This is a genomic window from Streptomyces sp. NRRL F-5630 (assembly GCF_000719475.1).
GTDB lineage: Bacteria > Actinomycetota > Actinomycetes > Streptomycetales > Streptomycetaceae > Streptomyces.
This window is the reverse complement of sequence record NZ_JOGO01000002.1, coordinates 16,660-34,498: the sequence shown is the minus strand read 5'-3', so window position 1 is coordinate 34,498 and position 17,839 is coordinate 16,660. Positions and strand designations below refer to the sequence as shown.

The 17,839-nt window shown below is 75.0% G+C and carries 19 protein-coding genes; 16 read left to right on the top strand and 3 right to left on the bottom strand.

Annotated elements, in window-relative coordinates; translation table 11 throughout:
- The first annotated feature begins 441 nt into the window (after positions 1-441).
- On the top strand, positions 442-1,221 hold the full coding sequence (locus tag IF99_RS0100630; protein WP_030994283.1) for an SAM-dependent methyltransferase: 780 nt from the start codon (positions 442-444) through the stop codon (positions 1,219-1,221).
- Between the two features lie 403 nt (positions 1,222-1,624).
- On the opposite strand, the gene coaA is transcribed toward IF99_RS0100630, so the two are convergent.
- Entirely contained in the window at positions 1,625-2,611 is a 987-nt protein-coding gene (gene coaA / locus IF99_RS0100625) for a type I pantothenate kinase (protein ID WP_030994282.1), read from the bottom strand.
- Between the two features lie 10 nt (positions 2,612-2,621).
- Between coaA and IF99_RS30450 the strand changes: the two genes are divergently transcribed.
- The 3 genes from IF99_RS30450 to IF99_RS0100610 all read left to right on the top strand — a co-directional run bounded on the left by IF99_RS30450 (position 2,622) and on the right by IF99_RS0100610 (position 5,345).
- Complete coding sequence (locus tag IF99_RS30450) at positions 2,622-2,819, top strand: hypothetical protein (RefSeq protein WP_037826250.1); 198 nt, start codon at positions 2,622-2,624, stop codon at positions 2,817-2,819.
- A gap of 60 nt (positions 2,820-2,879) precedes the next feature.
- Positions 2,880-4,727: a glutamine--fructose-6-phosphate transaminase (isomerizing) gene (gene glmS, locus IF99_RS0100615; RefSeq protein WP_030994281.1), complete on the top strand. Its 1,848-nt coding sequence runs from the start codon at positions 2,880-2,882 to the stop codon at positions 4,725-4,727.
- Between the two features lie 249 nt (positions 4,728-4,976).
- On the top strand, positions 4,977-5,345 hold the full coding sequence (locus IF99_RS0100610; RefSeq protein ID WP_030994280.1) for a holo-ACP synthase: 369 nt from the start codon (positions 4,977-4,979) through the stop codon (positions 5,343-5,345).
- A 49-nt stretch (positions 5,346-5,394) separates the two neighbouring features.
- On the opposite strand, the gene IF99_RS0100605 is transcribed toward IF99_RS0100610, so the two are convergent.
- A complete protein-coding gene (locus IF99_RS0100605) occupies positions 5,395-6,237 on the bottom strand; it encodes an EamA family transporter (RefSeq protein ID WP_030994279.1) in 843 nt (280 codons plus the stop codon).
- A gap of 107 nt (positions 6,238-6,344) precedes the next feature.
- Between IF99_RS0100605 and IF99_RS0100600 the strand changes: the two genes are divergently transcribed.
- The 7 genes from IF99_RS0100600 to IF99_RS0100570 all read left to right on the top strand — a co-directional run bounded on the left by IF99_RS0100600 (position 6,345) and on the right by IF99_RS0100570 (position 13,388).
- The gene (locus IF99_RS0100600) at positions 6,345-7,229 is read left to right on the top strand and encodes a MurR/RpiR family transcriptional regulator (RefSeq protein ID WP_030994278.1); all 885 of its coding nucleotides are present in this window, start codon (positions 6,345-6,347) and stop codon (positions 7,227-7,229) included.
- 168 nt (positions 7,230-7,397) lie between these two features.
- Positions 7,398-8,882: an NAD(P)H-hydrate dehydratase gene (locus IF99_RS0100595; RefSeq protein ID WP_030994277.1), complete on the top strand. Its 1,485-nt coding sequence runs from the start codon at positions 7,398-7,400 to the stop codon at positions 8,880-8,882.
- 186 nt (positions 8,883-9,068) lie between these two features.
- A complete protein-coding gene (locus IF99_RS0100590; protein WP_030994276.1) occupies positions 9,069-9,530 on the top strand; it encodes an NUDIX hydrolase in 462 nt (153 codons plus the stop codon).
- 362 nt (positions 9,531-9,892) lie between these two features.
- Positions 9,893-11,029, top strand: a complete 1,137-nt coding sequence (gene alr / locus IF99_RS0100585; protein ID WP_030994275.1) for an alanine racemase — start codon at positions 9,893-9,895, stop codon at positions 11,027-11,029.
- A gap of 125 nt (positions 11,030-11,154) precedes the next feature.
- Entirely contained in the window at positions 11,155-12,300 is a 1,146-nt protein-coding gene (locus IF99_RS0100580) for an alpha/beta fold hydrolase (protein WP_030994274.1), read from the top strand.
- A gap of 233 nt (positions 12,301-12,533) precedes the next feature.
- A complete protein-coding gene (gene tsaE, locus IF99_RS0100575; RefSeq protein WP_030994273.1) occupies positions 12,534-13,094 on the top strand; it encodes a tRNA (adenosine(37)-N6)-threonylcarbamoyltransferase complex ATPase subunit type 1 TsaE in 561 nt (186 codons plus the stop codon).
- A 114-nt stretch (positions 13,095-13,208) separates the two neighbouring features.
- Positions 13,209-13,388, top strand: coding sequence for a hypothetical protein (locus IF99_RS0100570; protein ID WP_030994272.1), 180 nt, complete (start codon positions 13,209-13,211; stop codon positions 13,386-13,388).
- A 232-nt stretch (positions 13,389-13,620) separates the two neighbouring features.
- On the opposite strand, the gene IF99_RS0100565 is transcribed toward IF99_RS0100570, so the two are convergent.
- Positions 13,621-14,208: a hypothetical protein gene (locus IF99_RS0100565; RefSeq protein WP_030994271.1), complete on the bottom strand. Its 588-nt coding sequence runs from the start codon at positions 14,206-14,208 to the stop codon at positions 13,621-13,623.
- A 167-nt stretch (positions 14,209-14,375) separates the two neighbouring features.
- Here IF99_RS0100565 and tsaB point away from each other — a divergent pair, with 167 nt between their 5' ends.
- The 5 genes from tsaB (at position 14,376) to IF99_RS0100540 (ending at position 17,828) form a co-directional block, all read left to right on the top strand.
- Entirely contained in the window at positions 14,376-15,053 is a 678-nt protein-coding gene (gene tsaB, locus IF99_RS0100560; RefSeq protein ID WP_030994270.1) for a tRNA (adenosine(37)-N6)-threonylcarbamoyltransferase complex dimerization subunit type 1 TsaB, read from the top strand.
- Positions 15,050-15,601, top strand: coding sequence for a ribosomal protein S18-alanine N-acetyltransferase (gene rimI, locus IF99_RS0100555; RefSeq protein ID WP_030994269.1), 552 nt, complete (start codon positions 15,050-15,052; stop codon positions 15,599-15,601). Before tsaB ends, rimI begins: the two co-directional genes overlap by 4 nt.
- Entirely contained in the window at positions 15,594-16,727 is a 1,134-nt protein-coding gene (gene tsaD / locus IF99_RS0100550; RefSeq protein WP_030994268.1) for a tRNA (adenosine(37)-N6)-threonylcarbamoyltransferase complex transferase subunit TsaD, read from the top strand. Before rimI ends, tsaD begins: the two co-directional genes overlap by 8 nt.
- 14 nt (positions 16,728-16,741) lie before the next feature.
- On the top strand, positions 16,742-17,002 hold the full coding sequence (locus IF99_RS0100545) for a hypothetical protein (RefSeq protein ID WP_199806435.1): 261 nt from the start codon (positions 16,742-16,744) through the stop codon (positions 17,000-17,002).
- 247 nt (positions 17,003-17,249) lie between these two features.
- Positions 17,250-17,828 carry a Uma2 family endonuclease gene (locus IF99_RS0100540; protein ID WP_030994266.1) on the top strand — a complete coding sequence of 193 codons (579 nt, stop codon included), beginning with the start codon at positions 17,250-17,252 and terminating at the stop codon, positions 17,826-17,828.
- The last annotated feature ends 11 nt before the right edge of the window (positions 17,829-17,839 follow it).

The window sequence follows — 17,839 nt, the reverse complement described above, 5'->3', positions numbered from 1 at the left end:
TTACCGGGGTTCCGCCGGGCGCCGTGGAGGGTGCGGGCTGAGGTGGTTCGGCGGGGTCGGCGGGGCGGGGTCGCACAAGACGGGCGCCGCCCGCGCGGCCACCGGCGAACTCCTCGGGGTCCTGCCCGCACGTCGGCGTGGCGATCTCGGTGACGACAGTGCCCGCCGCGCCGAAGGCGGCCGTCGCGCTCGCGTACGGGGAGTGCGGCCGGAGGCGGGCACCCTCGAACAGGGTGGCCGCGCCTCTTCGGCACCGTCCTCGCCGACCCCCTGACCCTCCCCGCCCGGCGACTGCCGTGGCCGGAGCTGCCGGAGGTGACCGGCGGGGGCGGACGGCGCCGGGCCCGACCCGGGACGCGGTCGGGGCGACGGTGCGGCATCCTGGAGGTCTGTCATCTCCCCGTCAGCCGCGTCAGGTTCGCCCCACGAAGGACCCTTTTCATGAGCTACGACCCCCGCGTCGACACCAGCAGGCCGCACCCCGCGCGCGTCTACGACTGGCTGCTCGGGGGTGTGGACAACTTCCCGGCCGACCGCGCCGTGGGGGAGGGGCTGCCAGCCGCCGCGCGGCAGAACGCGCGCTGGAACCGGCAGTTCATGCACCGCGCGGCCCGGTATGTGGCAGGGCGCGGCGTACGGCAGTACCTCGACATCGGCAGCGGTATCCCGACCGAGCCGAACCTCCATCAGGTCGTGCAGGAACTCGTCCCGAGCGCCCGCGTCCTCTACGCCGACAACGACCCGCTCGTGCTCGCGCACTGCGCCGCGCTCCTCGTCGGCACGCCCGAGGGTGCCACGCACTACCTCGACGCGGACGTCCGCGCCCCCGGCGAACTCCTCGACCGCGCGGGCGACTTACTCGACCTGCGGCAGCCCGTCGCGCTCTCGCTCATCGCGCTCCTGCACTTCCTGCCCGACGACCAGGACCCGTACGGGCTCGTGCGCACCCTCGTCTCCGGCCTGGCGCCCGGGAGCTACCTCGTCCTGACGCACGGGACGGCGGACGAGCACCCCGAACTGGAGGAGACGACGAAGGACAGCTACCGGCGCGGCGCCATCCCGCTGCGGATGCGCACGCGCCATGAGGTCGAGCGGTTCTTCACCGGCCTCGACCTCGTGGCCCCCGGCCTCGTCACGGCCAACTACTGGTACCAGCAGGAGGACCGGGTCCCGCCGCAGGAGCGCAGCGGGTTCTGGGCCGGGGTGGCGCGGGTGCCGTAGAGCCCCGTCGAGGCGAGCGAGTGGCGCGTACGTGAAGTCCTGGGTGCCGTTGCTGCTCGACGTCGCCCTGGTCGTCGGCCGAGACGCCGAGGCCGTCGTGCACGTCCACGTTGTCGCCGCTGCCCCGCTGGCTTCCTGCCTCGGCGGCGGGGACGGCCGGTGCGGCGGATGCGGCGGGGCGCGGCACGGTACGCCCGGCGTGGCGGCATGGGCCTTCCGATTGGCCGGGTCCCCGGGCCCCAGGTCCCTGAGCGAGGGAGCGAGCCCCCAAAAGCCCCGGCCACTGCGGTACGGGGGCCGGCGACCAGTGAACTTCAGCCGCGCTGAGGCGAATTCAGGCCGCCTGCGGGGACGGTGCCGGTGACCCGTGGCGTGGGCGGTGGGCCCCGGTGCGGACGGGGGGTCAGAGCTTGCGCAGGCGGACGCGCTGGACCTTGTGGTCAGGGCCCTTCCGTATGACGAGTGTCGCGCGGCCCCGGGTCGGTGCCACGTTCTCGATGAGATTCGGCTCGTTGATGGTGTGCCAGGTCTTGCGGGCGTAGGCGAGGGCTTCCTCCTCGGAGACCTGGGTGTACTTGCGGAAGTACGAGGACGGGTCCTGGAAGGCCGTCTCGCGCAGGCGGCGGAAGCGGTTGAGGTACCACTCGCGGATGTCCTGCGGGCGCGCGTCCACGTAGACACTGAAGTCGAAGTAGTCCGCGAGGCCGACCCTGGTGCGGCCGTCGCTGCCCGGCAGGGCGGGCTGGAGGACGTTGAGGCCCTCCACGATGAGGATGTCCGGGCGCGCGACGGTGAGGCGCTCGCCGGGGACGATGTCGTAGGTCAGGTGCGAGTACACGGGCGCGGTGACGTTGTCCTTGCCCGCCTTCACATCCGCCACGAAGCGGGTGAGCGCGCGGCGGTCGTACGACTCGGGGAAGCCCTTGCGCGCCATGAGGCCGCGCTTCTCCAGCTCCGCCATCGGCAGCAGGAAACCGTCCGTCGTGACCAGTTCGACGCGCGGATGCTCCGGCCACCGCGCGAGCAGCGCCTTGAGCAGGCGCGCGACGGTGGACTTGCCGACCGCGACGCTTCCCGCCACCCCGATCACGAACGGCGTGCCGTACTGCGTGCCCTGCTCGCCGAGGAAGGTGTTGAGCGAACCGCGCAGGGCGTCGTTGGCGTCCACGTACAGGTTCAGCAGGCGCGAGAGCGGCAGGTAGATCTCCCGCACCTCGTCGAGGTCGATGACGTCGCCGAGGCCGCGCAGCCTCTCGACCTCCTCGGCCGTCAGCGGCAGCGGGGTCTTGGCGCGCAGCGCGCTCCACTCGTCCCTGGTCAGATCCACGTAGGGAGTCGCCTCCGGCCTGCGGTGGGCGCTCCTCGGGGGTGAGGTGATCACACCTCCCATTGTTGCGCTCATGTTGCGTGCGGCGGGGGTGGGGTGCGTCACGCGCGGCGCGACCCGCGAGGCGCGGCTCGCCGCGCTGGCCGAGGAGCTGCCCGACGAGGACAGAGGGGAGGACATGTGGGCGCGGGCGGACGCCCACCGCTTCGGCGGTGAGCCGCGCCGCGAGGCGGCCGAGCGCCGTGCGCCGCTCACGACGGCACGCGAATGACGCCCGGTGGGGCCGCGTCGCTCTCCGGAGGCGGACGCCCCCTCGCCGTAGTCTTCCGTTATGTGTGGAATCGTGGGATATGCCGGAACGCAGTCGGCTCTTGACATCGTCCTCGCCGGGCTCCGTCGCCTGGAGTACCGGGGCTACGACTCGGCGGGCGCCGCCGTGCTCGCGGACGGGGGTCTCGCGACGGCGAAGAAGTCGGGCAAGCTCGCCAACCTGGAGAAGGAGCTGATGGAACGGCCGTTGCCGAGCGCGACGACCGGCATCGGCCACACCCGCTGGGCCACGCACGGTGCGCCCAACGACGCCAACGCCCATCCCCACCTCGACAACGCGGGCCGCGTCGCCGTCGTGCACAACGGCATCATCGAGAACTTCGCCGAACTGCGTGCCGAACTCCGCGCCCGGGGCCACCACCTGGAGTCCGAGACCGACACCGAGACCGTCGCGCACCTCCTCTCCGAGGCGTACGGCGCGCACGACGATCTCGCCGCGGCGATGCGCGAGGTGTGCGGGCGCCTCCAGGGCGCGTTCACGCTCGTCGCCGTGCACGCCGACGCGCCCGACCGGGTCGTCGGCGCCCGCCGCAACTCCCCGCTCGTCGTCGGCGTCGGTGAGGGCGAGTACTTCCTCGCCTCCGACGTCGCCGCCTTCATCGACCACACGCGTACGTCGATCGAGCTGGGCCAGGACCAGGTCGTCGAGGTGCGGCCCGAGGGCGTCACGGTCACCGGCTTCGACGGGCTCCCGGCCGAGGTCCGCACGTACCACGTGGACTGGGACGCCTCGGCGGCCGAGAAGTCCGGCTACGCCTCCTTCATGCTCAAGGAGATCGCCGAGCAGCCGAAGGCCGTCGCCGACACGCTCCTCGGCCGTGTCGACGAGTCCGGGACGCTGCTCCTCGACGAGGTGCGGGTCCCGCCCGAGGTGCTGCGCGAGACGTCGAAGATCGTCGTGGTCGCCTGCGGCACCGCCTTCCACGCCGGACTCATCGCCAAGTACGCGATCGAGCACTGGACGAGGCTGCCCTGCGAGGTGGAGCTGGCCAGCGAGTTCCGCTACCGCGACCCGATCCTCGACCACCGCACGCTCGTCATCGCGATCTCGCAGTCCGGCGAGACGATGGACACGCTCATGGCGCTGCGCCATGCCCGGGAACAGGGCGCGCACGTCCTCGCGATCTGCAACACCAACGGCTCGACGATCCCCCGCGAGTCCGACGCCGTCCTCTACACCCACGCGGGGCCCGAGGTCGCCGTCGCCTCCACGAAAGCGTTCCTGACCCAGCTCGTCGCCTGCTACCTCGTCGCCCTGTGGCTCGCCCAGCACCGAGGCGAGAAGTTCGGCGACGAGATCGGCGAGGTCGTCGCGGAGCTCGCCGGCATCCCCGGGGACCTGGAGCGCGTCCTCGAAACGATGGAACCCGTACGCGAGTTGGCCCGCTCCCTCGCCGGGCACGACACGGTCCTCTTCCTGGGCCGTCACGTCGGCTACCCCGTCGCGCTCGAAGGCGCGCTGAAGCTCAAGGAACTCGCGTACATGCACGCCGAGGGCTTCGCCGCCGGCGAGCTGAAGCACGGGCCGATCGCGCTCATCGACCAGGGCCTTCCTGTCGTCGTCCTCGTCCCCTCGCCGCGCGGCCGCTCCGTCCTGCACGACAAGATCGTCTCCAACATCCAGGAGATCAGGGCGCGCGGGGCGCGGACGGTCGTCATCGCCGAGGAAGGCGACGAGACGGTCGCCCCGTACGCGGACCACCTCATCGAGGTCCCGGAGGTACCCACGCTCCTCCAGCCCCTCGTGGCAACCGTCCCCCTCCAGGTCTTCGCGTGCGAGCTGGCGACCGCGCGCGGGAACGAGGTCGACCAGCCGAGGAACCTGGCGAAGTCGGTGACGGTGGAGTGAGAGGGGGACGGGGCGCGCCGGGTGGCGGGCGCGGGGTGCCGGACATGCGGGGTGGGAGGCGCGCCGTGCCGCGCACGCCGGATGGCGGACGCGGGGTGCCGTGCGCGTGTGGTGCGCGCGGTGTTCCGGGCGCGCGGGCGCGGACCCGGTAGTGGGCGCTCGGGGCCCGGCGGGTAGGGGGCCGCCGGGCCCGGGGCGTAGGTTTTCCCCGGGCCGGGGTCCCGTTCCGGCCGGAGAGGAACGGCTCCCGTGATCATCGGTGTCGGCATCGACGTGGCGGAGATCGACCGCTTCGGGGCGGCCCTGCGCCGCACCCCGCAGCTCGCCGAGCGCCTTTTCACGGGCGGCGAGACCACGCTCCCGGACGGCGAACCGCGCGGCGTCGCCTCGCTCGCCGCCCGCTTCGCGGCGAAGGAGGCGCTCGCCAAGGCGCTGGGCGCCCCCGCCGGGCTGCGCTGGACCGATGCCGAAGTGTGCGCCGAGCCGGGGGGCCGCCCCTACCTCCGCGTCCGCGGCACGGTCGCCGCGCGCGCGGCGGAACTGGGCGTCCGCCACTGGCACGTCTCCCTGAGCCACGACGCCGGTGTGGCCTCGGCGGTGGTGATCGCGGAGGGATGAGCCCGCGCTCGGGCGCGCCCGGCTCCCGCACCGCCCGGAGGGCAGGGCCCTAAGCCAGCTCCAGCACCGCGATCCCGCCCAGTACCACCGCGCTCGCGACAAGTCGCCACCTCCCCAGTCGTTCCCGGAACACCACGACCCCGATCACCGCCGCGATCACGATGCTCGTCTCACGGAGCGCGGCGATGCTCGCCAGGTCCCCGTACGCCTGCGCGCCCACGACGAGCCCGTACGCCGCCAGCGAGAGCACCCCGCCGAGCACCCCCGTCCGCCACCCCACCCGTATCCGCTCGCGGAAGCGCACGCGCCAGCGGGCCAGGGCGAGGAGCGGCAGGACGGGGCCCTGGAGCAGGAACATCCAGCCGATGTACCCGAGCACGGTCCCCGCGTCGCGCACCCCCGTCCCGTCCACGACGGTGTAGCTCGCGATCACCACCCCCGTGCCCAGCGCGGCGGCGAGCGCCGGCCACTGGGCCCGCCCCGGGAGGCCGTCCGCGAGGGCGAGCCCTGCCAGGCCCAGGGATATGACGACGACGCCGAGCGCCTGTCCCGCGGGCAGCGCCTCGCCGAGCACGACCGTCGAGGCGAGCGCGACGAGCCAGGGCGAGGTACCGCGCGCGATCGGGTACATCTGGCCGAAGTCGCCGAGCCGGTACGCCTGGAGCAGCAGCCACTGGTACACGGCCTGGAGAAGCGCCGAGGCGATCAGGAACGGCCAGGCGCGCGCCTCGGGGAGAGGGGTCCAGCAGACGATGAGGGCGCCGCAGACCGTGTAGACGAGGTTGATCATCACGGTGCGGGCCGCCTTGTCGACGGCGGCGTGCGAGAGGGCGTTCCAGATGGCGTGCAGCAGCGCCGCCGTGAGCACGACCACGGGGACGGCGGCGGGCATACGGGTCTCCTTCTTCCATGGGGGGTCGGCTCGGGCACGCGGTTCCCCGCTCGCCGTTCCATCCGGCACGGCGAGTACGGAACCGAATTCCAAGGTACACTACTTTCGTGGAACAGAATTCCGAGAAGAGACCGGCCGACCTCGCCGCGCACATCCGCTCCCACCTCTCGGGGCTGAGCGGCGCCGAGGCGCGCGTCGCGCACACCGTGCTCGACCTGGGGGGCGGCCTCGTCGGGCTGAGCGTGAGCGAGGTCGCCGCGCTCGCCGAGACGGCGCCCTCCTCGGTCGTGCGCACGTGTCAGCGGCTCGAATTCCGCGGCTTCCAGGAGCTGAAGATCGCCGCCGCCCGCCAGACGCCCCGACCGGTGGCGGAGTTGGGGACGGCCGGTGAGGCCGGGGATTCCGGGGACGCGGCCGATCCGGCGGCGCGCGCCCTCGCCTCGACACTCGCCGCGAGCCGCGAGGCGCTCGACGGGCTGCGCACCACCCTGCCCCCCGCGCGGCTCGGCGAGGCCGCGCGCCTGCTGCACGGGGCGAACAGGGTCCTCGTCGTGGGCGCCGGCCTCTCACAACCCGTCGTGGCCGACGCCGCGTACCGGCTGCGCGCGGTGGGCCGGGCCGTGGACGCCCCCACCGACCCCCTCACCGCGCAGCTCTCCGCCGGGCTGCTCACCGACAGCTCGGTGTGCCTCGCGGTGAGCCACACGGGGGCGACACGCTCCACCGTGGACGCGGCCCGCCGCGCCCGCCTCCAGGGCGCCGCCGTCCTCGCCCTGACCAGCTACGTCCGCTCCCCGCTCACCGAGACGAGCGACTGCGTGCTCGTGGCGGGCGGACAGGACCTCGTCCTCGGCCTGGAGGCGGTCGCGAGCCGCCTCGCCCACCTCGCGGTGGTCGACGCGCTCGTGCAGACCCTGCTCGACCTGGGCGGCGACGCGGCGCGGCGTGCCCTCGACGTATCCGCGGAGGTGACCGCCGAGCACTCGTACTGACCAGCCGCGGAGCCGGTGCCGGACCGCCGGGGACCGGCGCCGACCTGCCCGTACGGAACCCGCACGGAACCGCGTCGGGCCGCGCAGGAACCGGTCCGGGCCGGGCCCGTGCGGAAGCAGTCCGGGCTGCCCGTGCGTACCGGCGGGCGCTGCGGGAAACTCGACACCATGCGTACCGCTCACCGCGTGGAGACCGTACGGGCCGCCGAGAAACGGCTCATGGACCGACTGCCGGACGGGGCGCTCATGGCGCGCGCCGCCACGGGGCTCGCGACCGCCGCCGCCGAACTGCTCGGCCGGGTCTACGGCAGTCGCGTCTGCCTCCTCGTCGGCAGCGGCGACAACGGCGGCGACACGCTCTACGCGGGCGCCGCCCTCGCCCGCCGCGGCGCGGGCGTCACCGCCGTCCTGCTCTCGCCCGCGCGCGCCCACGCGGGCGGCCTCGCGGCGCTGCGCGCGGCGGGCGGGCTCGTCCTCGAAGCGCCGGAAGGCGCCGAAGGGGCCGACGTGCCCGGCGAGGTGACGCGGCGGGTGCGCGAGGCGGACCTCGTGCTCGACGGGATCGTCGGCATCGGCGGCAAGGGCGGGCTGCGGCCCGTCGCGGCGCGCCTGGCGCGGGCGGCCCACGAGGGCCGCCCCGCGCTCCTCGCCGTCGATCTGCCGAGCGGCATCGACGCGGACAGCGGCGAGGTCGACGGGGAGGCGGTGCGGGCCGACGCGACGGTCACCTTCGGCACCTACAAGCCCGGACTGCTCATCGACCCCGGTCGCGAGCACGTGGGCGCGCTGCGGCTCGTGCCGATCGGCATCGAGCCGGGCGCGCCGGACCTGGAGGCGTTCCAGTACGCGGACGTGGCCGCGCTGCTGCCGGTGCCCGGGGTGGAGAGCGACAAGTACCGGCGGGGCGTGGTGGGGATCGCGGCCGGTTCGGCGCGCTATCCGGGGGCGCCGGTCCTCGCGGTGACGGGAGCGCTGCGGGGCGGCGCGGGCGCGGTGCGGTACGCGGGGCCCGCGGCGGACGCGGTGACGGCGCGGCACCCCGAGACGCTCGTGTCCTCGGGGCTGCCCTCCGAGGCGGGGCGGGTGCAGGCGTGGGTCGTGGGGCCGGGGCTCGGCGACGGGGACGAGGCGCGCGCCGCGCTCGACGACGTGCTCGCGACGGACGTCCCCCTCCTGATGGACGCCGACGCGCTGAGCCTCGCGGGCCCGGACCGCATCAGCGCCCGTACCGCGCCCACCCTCCTCACCCCGCACGCGGGCGAGGCCGCCCGGCTCCTCGGCGCCGACCGCGCGGACGTGGAGGCACGCCGCCTCGACGCCGTGCGCGAACTCGCCGACCGCCTCGGCGCGACCGTGCTCCTCAAGGGCTCCACGACGCTCGTCGCCGACCCCGGCGGCACCTCCCCCGTACGAGTGAACGCGACCGGCACCTCCTGGCTCGCCACGGCGGGCGCGGGCGATGTCCTCTCCGGCCTCGCCGGCTCCCTCCTCGCCACCGGCCTCTCCCCGCGCGACGCGGCCTCCGCCGCCGCCCACCTCCACGGCCTGGCGGCCCGGCGCGCGGCGGGCGGCGGCCGGGGAGGCGCCCCGATCACGGCATACGACGTGGCGGAGGCGATCCCGGGGGCGTGGCGGGACGTGCGGGAGGGGTGAGAGGGGGAGCGGGCGTGGCGTGAGAGAGGAAGCGGGCGGGGCGTGAGAGGGGGAGCGGGCGCGGAGTGAAAGGGGCGCACGAAACGCCGACGGGGCGTCAACCCGTCCCGCCTGCCCCGCGACCGTTCATCCGCTGTTGCCCCGTTGTTGTGGCACGAGCCCCTCGGCTGTGTCCACAATTCCCCCATGAATCCCCCTCTTCCGCCCCGGGTGTGGGTGGCTGCCTATGTCGTGCGGTACGGGGCGCGTGGGCCCGAGTTGCTGGTGTTCGATCACGTCGGTGTGCCGGGGGCCGGTACGCGGATCCCCGCGGGGGGTGTGGAGAGCGGCGAGGAACTGAGCGCGGCCGTGTTGCGCGAGGTGCGCGAGGAGACGGGTGTCGAGGGCGCCCGCGTCGTACGGGCCCTCGCCGTCGACCACCGCCCCCACCCGGAGACCGGCGCCCCCCGCCGCACCACGTACTTCCTCCTGCACGCGCCCCGCGGCGGCCCCGACCACTGGGACCACCACGCCGCGGCCGAGAACCTCCGCTTCCGCTGCCACTGGCAGCCGCTCCCCCTCACCACCCCGCTCGCCGACCACCAGGACGCCTGGCTCGCCGCGGCGGAACCGACGTGGGGAACGCGGGTGGGGGCGGCGCGAAGCTGAGCCCGGAGCCCGGAGCCCGGAGCCCGGAGCCCGGAGGACGCCGTCCGGGCGGTGCGGACGGTGCCCGCACCACACGCGAGGCGCCCGGCCTGCTCGCGCGCCCGGGCCACGGCGTGGCACACGTGCGTTCCGGCCACTGCGCGCGCGGCCCACACGTGCGCCACGCACCGCCTCCCGCGCCGACACGCCGCCACGACACCGCCCCCGCCAAGCCACGACACCCCCGCGTCCACGCCACACCGCCCCGCGAGGCCGCGGCACGCCCCGCCAGGCCACGACGCCCGCCCCTCGAGCACATGGCGCCGACACCGCTCCGCCCTTGGCGCGCTCCCCGCTCGGCCGCAGTGCGACACTGAGTCACGATGAACACCACCGCACAGGGCCCCCGGGCCGAGATCGATCTTGCCGCTCTGCGGGCCAATGTCCGCCTGCTGAGGGAGCGCGCGCCGGGTGCGGCGTTCATGGCGGTGGTGAAGGCCGACGGGTACGGGCACGGCGCGCTCGCCTGTGCGCGGGCCGCGCGGGAGGCGGGGGCGAGCTGGATCGGCGTCGCGACACCCGCCGAGGCGCTCGCGCTGCGCGCCGGGGGTGTCGAGGGCCGCGTCCTGTGCTGGCTGTGGACGCCCGGCGGTCCCTGGCGCGCCGCGATCGAGGCGGACATCGACGTCTCCGTGAGCGGGCAGTGGGCGCTCGACGAGGTCGCCGCCGCCGCCCGCGCGGCGGGCCGCACGGCCCGTGTCCACCTCAAGGCGGACACCGGCCTCGGCCGCAACGGCTGCCAGCCCACCGACTGGCCGGACCTCGTGGGCAACGCCCTCGCCCTCCAGGCGGAGGGGCTCGTCCGGGTCGTCGGCCTGTGGTCGCACTTCGCGTGCGCCGACGAGCCCGGACACCCCTCCATCGCCGCCCAGCTCACCCTCTTCGAGGAGATGACAGGGCTCGCCGCGCGCCTCGGCGTCCGCGCGGAGGTCCGGCACATCGCCAACTCGCCCGCCACCCTCAGCCTCCCCGAGAGCCACTACGACCTCGTCCGGCCCGGCATCGCGATGTACGGCCTCTCGCCCAGCCCCGCCCTGGGCACGCACGCCGACTTCGGCCTCCGCCCCGTCATGCGGCTCGTCGCCCCGCTCGCCCTTGTCAAGCGGGTGCCCGGCGGCCACGGCGTCAGTTACGGGCACCTCTACGTCACGCCCGGCGACACGACGCTCGGCCTCGTCCCCCTCGGCTACGGCGACGGCGTCCCCCGGCACGCCTCGGGCGCCGGGCCGGTCCTCGTGAACGGCAAGTGGCACACCGTGGCGGGCCGTATCGCGATGGACCAGTTCGTCGTCGATCTCGGCGGGGACACGCCAGCCCCCGGCAGCGAGGCCGTCCTCTTCGGCGCCGGGGACCAGGGCGAACCGAGCGCGGAGGACTGGGCGCGCGCGGCGGACACCATCGTCTACGAGATCGTCACGCGCGTCGGCGGCCGCGTGCCACGCGTCCACCTGAACGGGTAACAGTCCCGTAGAACGTGAGCCCGTCCCGTACGACCGGACGAACCCGTCCCGTACGACCGGCCGAGCCCGTCCCGTACGACCGGCCGAGCCCGTCCCGTACGACCCGAGTCCCCGAGGAGGGCCCCGTGGCCGACAGCGCACCTCTCGCCGGGCCTCCCGGTCCGCTTCCGGCGCTGCCGATCGCCCCCGGGCGGCGGCGGGCCGGGGTGCTCGGGGCCGCCGTCGGCGTGCTCGCCGCGGGGGCCGCCGCCGGAGTCGCCGTCGAACGGCTCACCGTGGGACGCTCCGTGCGCCGCCGGGCGCGCCTCGCGCTCGACGCCACGAGCCCGTACGGGACGCTGCGCGGCACCCCCGGCACCGCCCTCGCGACGGACGGCACGCCGCTCGCGTACGAGATCGAGGACCCCTACGAGGACGGGGCCGCGCCGCTCGCGGGAGAGGCGCCCTTCACCGTCGTCCTCTCGCACGGCTACTGCCTCAACCAGGACTCCTGGCACCACCAGCGCGCCGCCCTGCGGGGCCGTGCCCGCGCCGTCTACTGGGACCAGCGCGGACACGGCCGCTCCGGCTGGACCCCCGGCGCGCCGCCCCCCGCCATCGACCGGCTCGGCAGCGACCTCAAGGCCGTCATCGACGCCGCCGCGCCCACGGGCCCGCTCGTCCTGCTCGGGCACTCGATGGGCGGCATGACCGTCATGGCGCTCGCCGAGCGGTACCCGGACCTCGTGCGCGAGCGCGTCGCCGGGCTCGGCCTCGTCGGCACCTCCGCCGGGCGGCTCGACGAGGTCGCCTGGGGCCTGCCCGCGCCCGGCGCGGAGGCGCTGCGGCGGCTCGCGCCCGGGGTGCTGCGCGCCCTCGGCTCCGCGCCCGCGCTCGCCGAACGCGGGCGCCGCGCCGTCACGGACGTCTTCGGCACGCTCGTGCGGCGCTACTCCTTCGGCGCGGGCGCCGAGACCGACCCGGTGCTCGCCCGTTTCGCGACCCGCATGATCGAGGCGACCCCGATGGAGGTCGTCGCCGCCTTCTGGCCGGCCTTCGCCGCCCACGACAAGACGGCGGCGCTCCCGCTCCTCCGGGGCCGCCCCGCCTTCGTCCTCGCGGGCACGGACGACCTCATCACCCCCGCGAGCCACAGCCGCGCGCTCGCGAGCGCGCTCCCCGAGGCCGACCTCACCCTCGTCCCCGGCGCGGGCCACCTGGTCCTCCTGGAGCGCCCGGACGAGGTGAACGCGGCGATGACGGGGCTGCTGGAGGCGGTGGCGCGGCGGTGAACGCGGCGGGGAGGAGGGAGGCCCGGCGGCGGCGGGGTGTGCGCCCGCGGCGAGAGCGCGCCGCCCCAGGCGCTCCGTGACGTCATCGACGAACCCCGTCGGGTCTCTGTGAGCCGCTCCGCCCCGCCGCACGGCCCGCCTCCGGGGCGACGCCCCGCCGCACGGGTTCGTGCGCGGCCCGGGGGAACCCGCACGGTACGGCGGTCCGTCCGCCGCCTATTACCGTGCCTCCCATGGAACCGCAGAACACCGCTCTCGTCCTGCCCGCCTTCTCCCTCGCCGGGCCCGAGGAGACCACCGCGCTCGGACGGCGTCTCGCCGCCCTGCTGCGGCCCGGCGATCTCGTGCTGCTCAGCGGGGAACTCGGCGCGGGCAAGACGACGCTGACGCGGGGGCTCGGGGAGGGGCTCGGGGTGCGGGGCGCCGTCACCTCGCCGACCTTCGTCATCGCCCGCGTCCACCCGCCGCTCGGCGACGGCCCCGCGCTCGTCCACGTCGACGCCTACCGGCTCGGCGGCGGGCTCGACGCGATGGAGGACCTCGACCTGGACGTCTCGCTCACCGACTCCGTCGTGGTCGTCGAGTGGGGGGAGGGGAAGGTCGAGGAACTGACGGAGGACCGCCTGCTCATCCGCATCGACCGGGCCACCGGGGGTACGGCGACGGCGCTCGACCCGGCGGCCGGGGCGGCCGACGACGCCGATCCCCGGCTCGTGACGATCACCGCGTACGGGGCCCGCTGGCAGGACGACCCGGCGGCGGGCGCGGCGCTCCTGAACCTGCGGGGGGTCTGAGGGCTTCCCGACACGGTGTCGGCATGATGTTGCGTCGCGCGCCGCCCGCGTGGTCACATGGGGGTCAAGACCTGGTGAGGGTTACCTCACCACGCCTGATGCCAGGAGGCAGCCATGCCGACCCCCGCACCCGCCACGGAAGTCCCCCACACGCCGCCCGCCGCCCCCTCGATGCGGACGCTGCTGGAGTCCTGCGCCGCGGCGACAGCCGTCTCCACCCCGCCGTCCCCCGCGGAGCGGGACAGCGAGAGGGACGCGCGCGACGAAGGGCCCACGGGGACGCGCGAGGAGTGAGGCCGTACGTGTCAGGGGGCGGGCGCAGGGAGGCGATGCCCTCCCGCCGTATGACGAGCCTGTCGCGACGCCCCCCGCTGCGGGACGTGCCTGACGCGATGCGCCCGCCGGTGCCCCTCGTACTACGCCCGGCGCCCGCGAGGCCCGTCCTGGAGATCCCCGCGCCCCGTACGTGAGGGACCCCGCGCGGTCCGTACCGTCGCCCGTGTGGACGCGCCCCGCGCCCGGCCGCCTACTTGACCACGACGACCGTCGCGCCCAGCGCCGCGAAGTCCCACATGGCGTCCGCGTCCTTGAGGGACTCGCGGACGCCGCCCGTGCGCGAGCCCGGGTCCGGCCTCGGCGTCGAGCCGTCCGCCGCCGCGCTGAAGCCGATCGCGACGCCGTCGGTCACCGCGAAGCGCACGACCTTGACGATCCGGACCCCGTCCGAGCCGACGACCCCCTCCGCGCGTGAGGTCACCGCGTAGGTGCCGGGCGCGGGATCGACGGTGCTCGGGGTGACCTCGAAGGTCCTGCTCGCCTTGCCGCTCTCGTCCACGAGCCACACCCGGTCCGCGCCGAGCGCGTACACGACCCGCTTGCCCTCGCCGGAGTCCGCCGGGACCGCCGCCGGAGCCTCCTTGCCGCCGCTGCCCTTCTTGCCGCGCTGGCCGGAGCCGTCCGGACCGGCGGAGGGAGAGGGGGAGGCGCTGGGGGAGTGGGGGGCCTTCGCGAGGTGCTCGGGGGCGCTCGCGTTCGCCTGGAAGGCGAGGAAACCGATCCCGGCCAGGGCCGCCGCCGTCAGCCCGGCCACGATCCCGGAGCTCCTGCCTGCCACTGTGCCGCCTCCCGTGCGTCAAGCCCTGCCGGGCCCCGGCCCTGCGCCGCGCAACGTGACGGTAGCAGCCGGGCGGGGAAGCGGCCTCCGGAGCGGGTGAGTGCTCCGTCACCTCCGCGGGCCCTCCGCCTTCGGCGTCGCGGGGCTCCGCGCCGTAGGCTGTCGGCGTGCTTCTGCTCGCTCTCGACACCGCCACGCCCGCTGTCACCGCCGCCCTGCACGACGGTGACCGGGTCCTCGCCTCCGACAGCCGTGTCGACGCCCGGCGCCACGGCGAACTCCTCCTCCCCGCCGTGGACCGCGTCCTCGCCGCCGCCGGGGTGACGCTGCGCGACGTCACCGCCGTCGTCGTCGGCACCGGACCGGGCCCGTACACCGGCCTCCGTGTCGGCCTCGCGACCGCCGACACCTTCGGCCTCGCGCTCGGCATCCCCGTCCACGGCCTGTGCACGCTCGACGGACTCGCCTCCGCCACCGGCCGCACGGCCGCCGAAGGGCCCTTCCTCGTCGCGACGGACGCGCGCCGCAAGGAGGTCTACTGGCGGCGGTACGCGGACGCCACGACGCCGCTGGGCGACCCGGCCGTCGACCGGCCCGCCGAGATCGCCGCGCAGGTCGCCGGCGTCCCCGCCTACGGCGCCGGGGCCCACCTCTACCCGGGCACCTTCGACGGCGCCGTGCCCGAGGGCCCCGGCAGCCCCGTCCACGCCGACGCCGGGGCCCTCGCCGCGCTCGCCGCGCACCGCCTCGCCGCCGGTGAGGAACTCGGCGCCCCGCGCCCCCTCTACCTGCGCCGCCCCGACGCCCAGGTGCCCAAGAACTACAAGGTGGTCACCCCGCAGTGAGCACCGCCGAGCCCGCGACCGCTCCGGAGGAGGAGGACTTCCCCCGGCTGCGCGAGATGCGCTGGTGGGACATCGACCCCGTCCTCGTGCTCGAACGCACCCTGTTCCCCGACGACGCCTGGTCGCGCGGCATGTTCTGGTCCGAGCTGGCGCACGCGCGCGGCCCTGGCGCGACGCGGCACTACGTCGTCGCCGAGGACGCCGAGGGCACCCTCCTCGGCTACGCGGGCCTCGCCGCCTCCGGCGACCTCGCCGACGTGCAGACCATCGCCGTCGCCGAGGCCGCCTGGGGCCACGGCCTCGGCTCCCGCCTCCTCACCGACCTCCTGCGGGCCGCGACCGCCTTCGAGTGCGCCGAGGTCATGCTGGAGGTGCGCGTCGACAACCTCCGCGCCCAGCGCCTCTACGAGCGGTACGGCTTCCAGCCGATCGGCGTCCGCCGCGGCTACTACCAGCCCGGCAACGTCGACGCCCTCGTCATGCGCCTCACCGACCCCGCCAACCCCGCCCCCAGTACCCCAGAAAGCGAACCTCCCGGCCATGGCTGACGCCCCCCTCGTCCTCGGTATCGAGACCTCCTGCGACGAGACCGGAGTCGGCATCGTGCACGGCACGACGCTGCTCGCCGACGCGGTCGCGTCGAGCGTCGGCGAGCACGCGCGCTTCGGCGGCGTCGTCCCCGAGATCGCCTCGCGCGCCCACCTGGAGGCGATGGTCCCGACCATCGGCCGCGCGCTCAAGGAGGCCGGGGTCAGCGCGAAGGACCTCGACGGCATCTCCGTCACGGCGGGCCCCGGCCTCGCGGGCGCGCTCCTCGTGGGCGTCTCGGCGGCGAAGGCGTACGCGTACGCGCTCGGCAAGCCGCTCTACGGCGTCAACCACCTCGCCTCGCACATCTGCGTCGACCAGCTCGAACACGGCCCGCTCCCCGAGCCGACCATGGCGCTCCTCGTCAGCGGCGGGCACTCCTCGCTCCTGCTCTCGGCGGACATCACCTCCGACGTACGGCCGCTCGGGCAGACCATCGACGACGCGGCGGGCGAGGCGTTCGACAAGATCGCCCGCGTCCTCGACCTCGGCTTCCCCGGCGGCCCCGTCATCGACCGGTACGCGCGCGAGGGCGACCCGGAGGCGATCGCGTTCCCGCGCGGGCTCACGGGGCCGCGCGACGCCGCCTACGACTTCTCCTTCTCCGGCCTCAAGACCGCCGTGGCGCGGTGGATCGAGGCCAAGCGCAGGGCGGGCGAGGAGGTGCCGGTACGGGACGTGGCGGCGTCCTTCCAGGAGGCCGTCGTCGACGTGCTCACCCGCAAGGCGGTACGGGCCTGCAAGGACGAGGGGGTCGACCACCTCATGATCGGCGGCGGCGTGGCCGCCAACTCCCGTCTGCGCGCCCTCGCCCAGGAGCGCTGCGAGCGCGCGGGCATCCGGCTGCGCGTCCCGCGCCCCAAGCTGTGCACGGACAACGGCGCGATGGTCGCCGCGCTGGGCGCCGAGATGGTCGCGCGCGACCGGGCCGCTTCGGACTGGGAGCTGTCGGCCGACTCCTCCCTCCCCGTGACGGAACCGCACGTGCCGGGGCACGACCACGGCGACTCGGACACGGACGGCGGGCACGGGCACCACGGGCACGACCACGTGCACGAGGTCGCGAAGGAGAACCTCTACACGTGACGGTCACGACGCTGATGTGGGAGGCCCGCGCCCGGGAGGGCCGCGGCCCCGGCCTCCTCGCCTGGGCCCGCGCCCAGGGCCTCGACGCGGCCCCTCTGCGCCGCGAGACCTTCACGGCCCCGCAGGACCGGGTGCTCGTCCTGACCTGGTGGGAGGGCGAGCCGGACGGCGACTACCCGGAACTGCCGGAGCCGCCGAAGGACTTGGTGACGCGCGCGGTGCACAGGTGGCGGTTCTCCTCAGTGGGCGTCGAGGGGACGCGCACCGGCGCCTGAGATCGACGTCTGACCCCGACGCCTGGCACAAGCGTCAAGGACCCGCAACGCAGGAACGATCTTCCCTCGCCCGTTCGGCGGAAGAAGTCGCTGAACGGGCTTTTCGGCATGTCCGGCGCGGGATCGTGGAGGCGTCCGGGCGGCGGCCCGGCCCACCGAAGCCGCGCGAAAAAGGACAGGACGGATGTCGCTCATTCACGCCGCGCCTCCCGATACCCGGGCAGGATGGAGGGGAGGAGGCGAGCCCATGACCCCGAAGAGCGAAGCCCCGGCCGATATGACGGTCGAGGAATTCGAGCAGATCGCCCGCACTGCCCCGGAGACCGTCCGGCTGGAGTACCTGAACGGAAAGATCGAGGGCAAGCCCGTGCCGGACGGCAAGCACGACGAAATCATCATGTGGCTGCTGGAGCAGTGCTTGCAGCACCGGCCGGATTTGCGGCTCTACCCGGAGCGTGGGCTGAAGGTGGAGAAGTACCGCAGGGGCCGGGCGCGGCCGGACGGTGTCCTGGCGCCACGGCGCCACTTCCTCACGTCCGGCGACTGGGCGGAACCGGACGGCGTGCTCATGGTCGTGGAGGTCACCTCGCACGACTGGGACACCCACCAGCGAGACCGTGTGGAAAAGGCCGAGGGCTACGCCGCGGCGGGCATCCCGGTGTACCTGCTCATCGATCGTCAGGCGGGTGGCCACGTCGTGTACGCCGAGCCGGACGACGGCGGCTACCGAAGTGTCACCGCTCGCGCCTTCGGTGCGCCCATCGAACTGCCGGAGCCAGTGGGCCGCACCTTGGACAGCGACGAGCTGAAGGAGCTGGCCGGCTGAGGTCCGCCTCC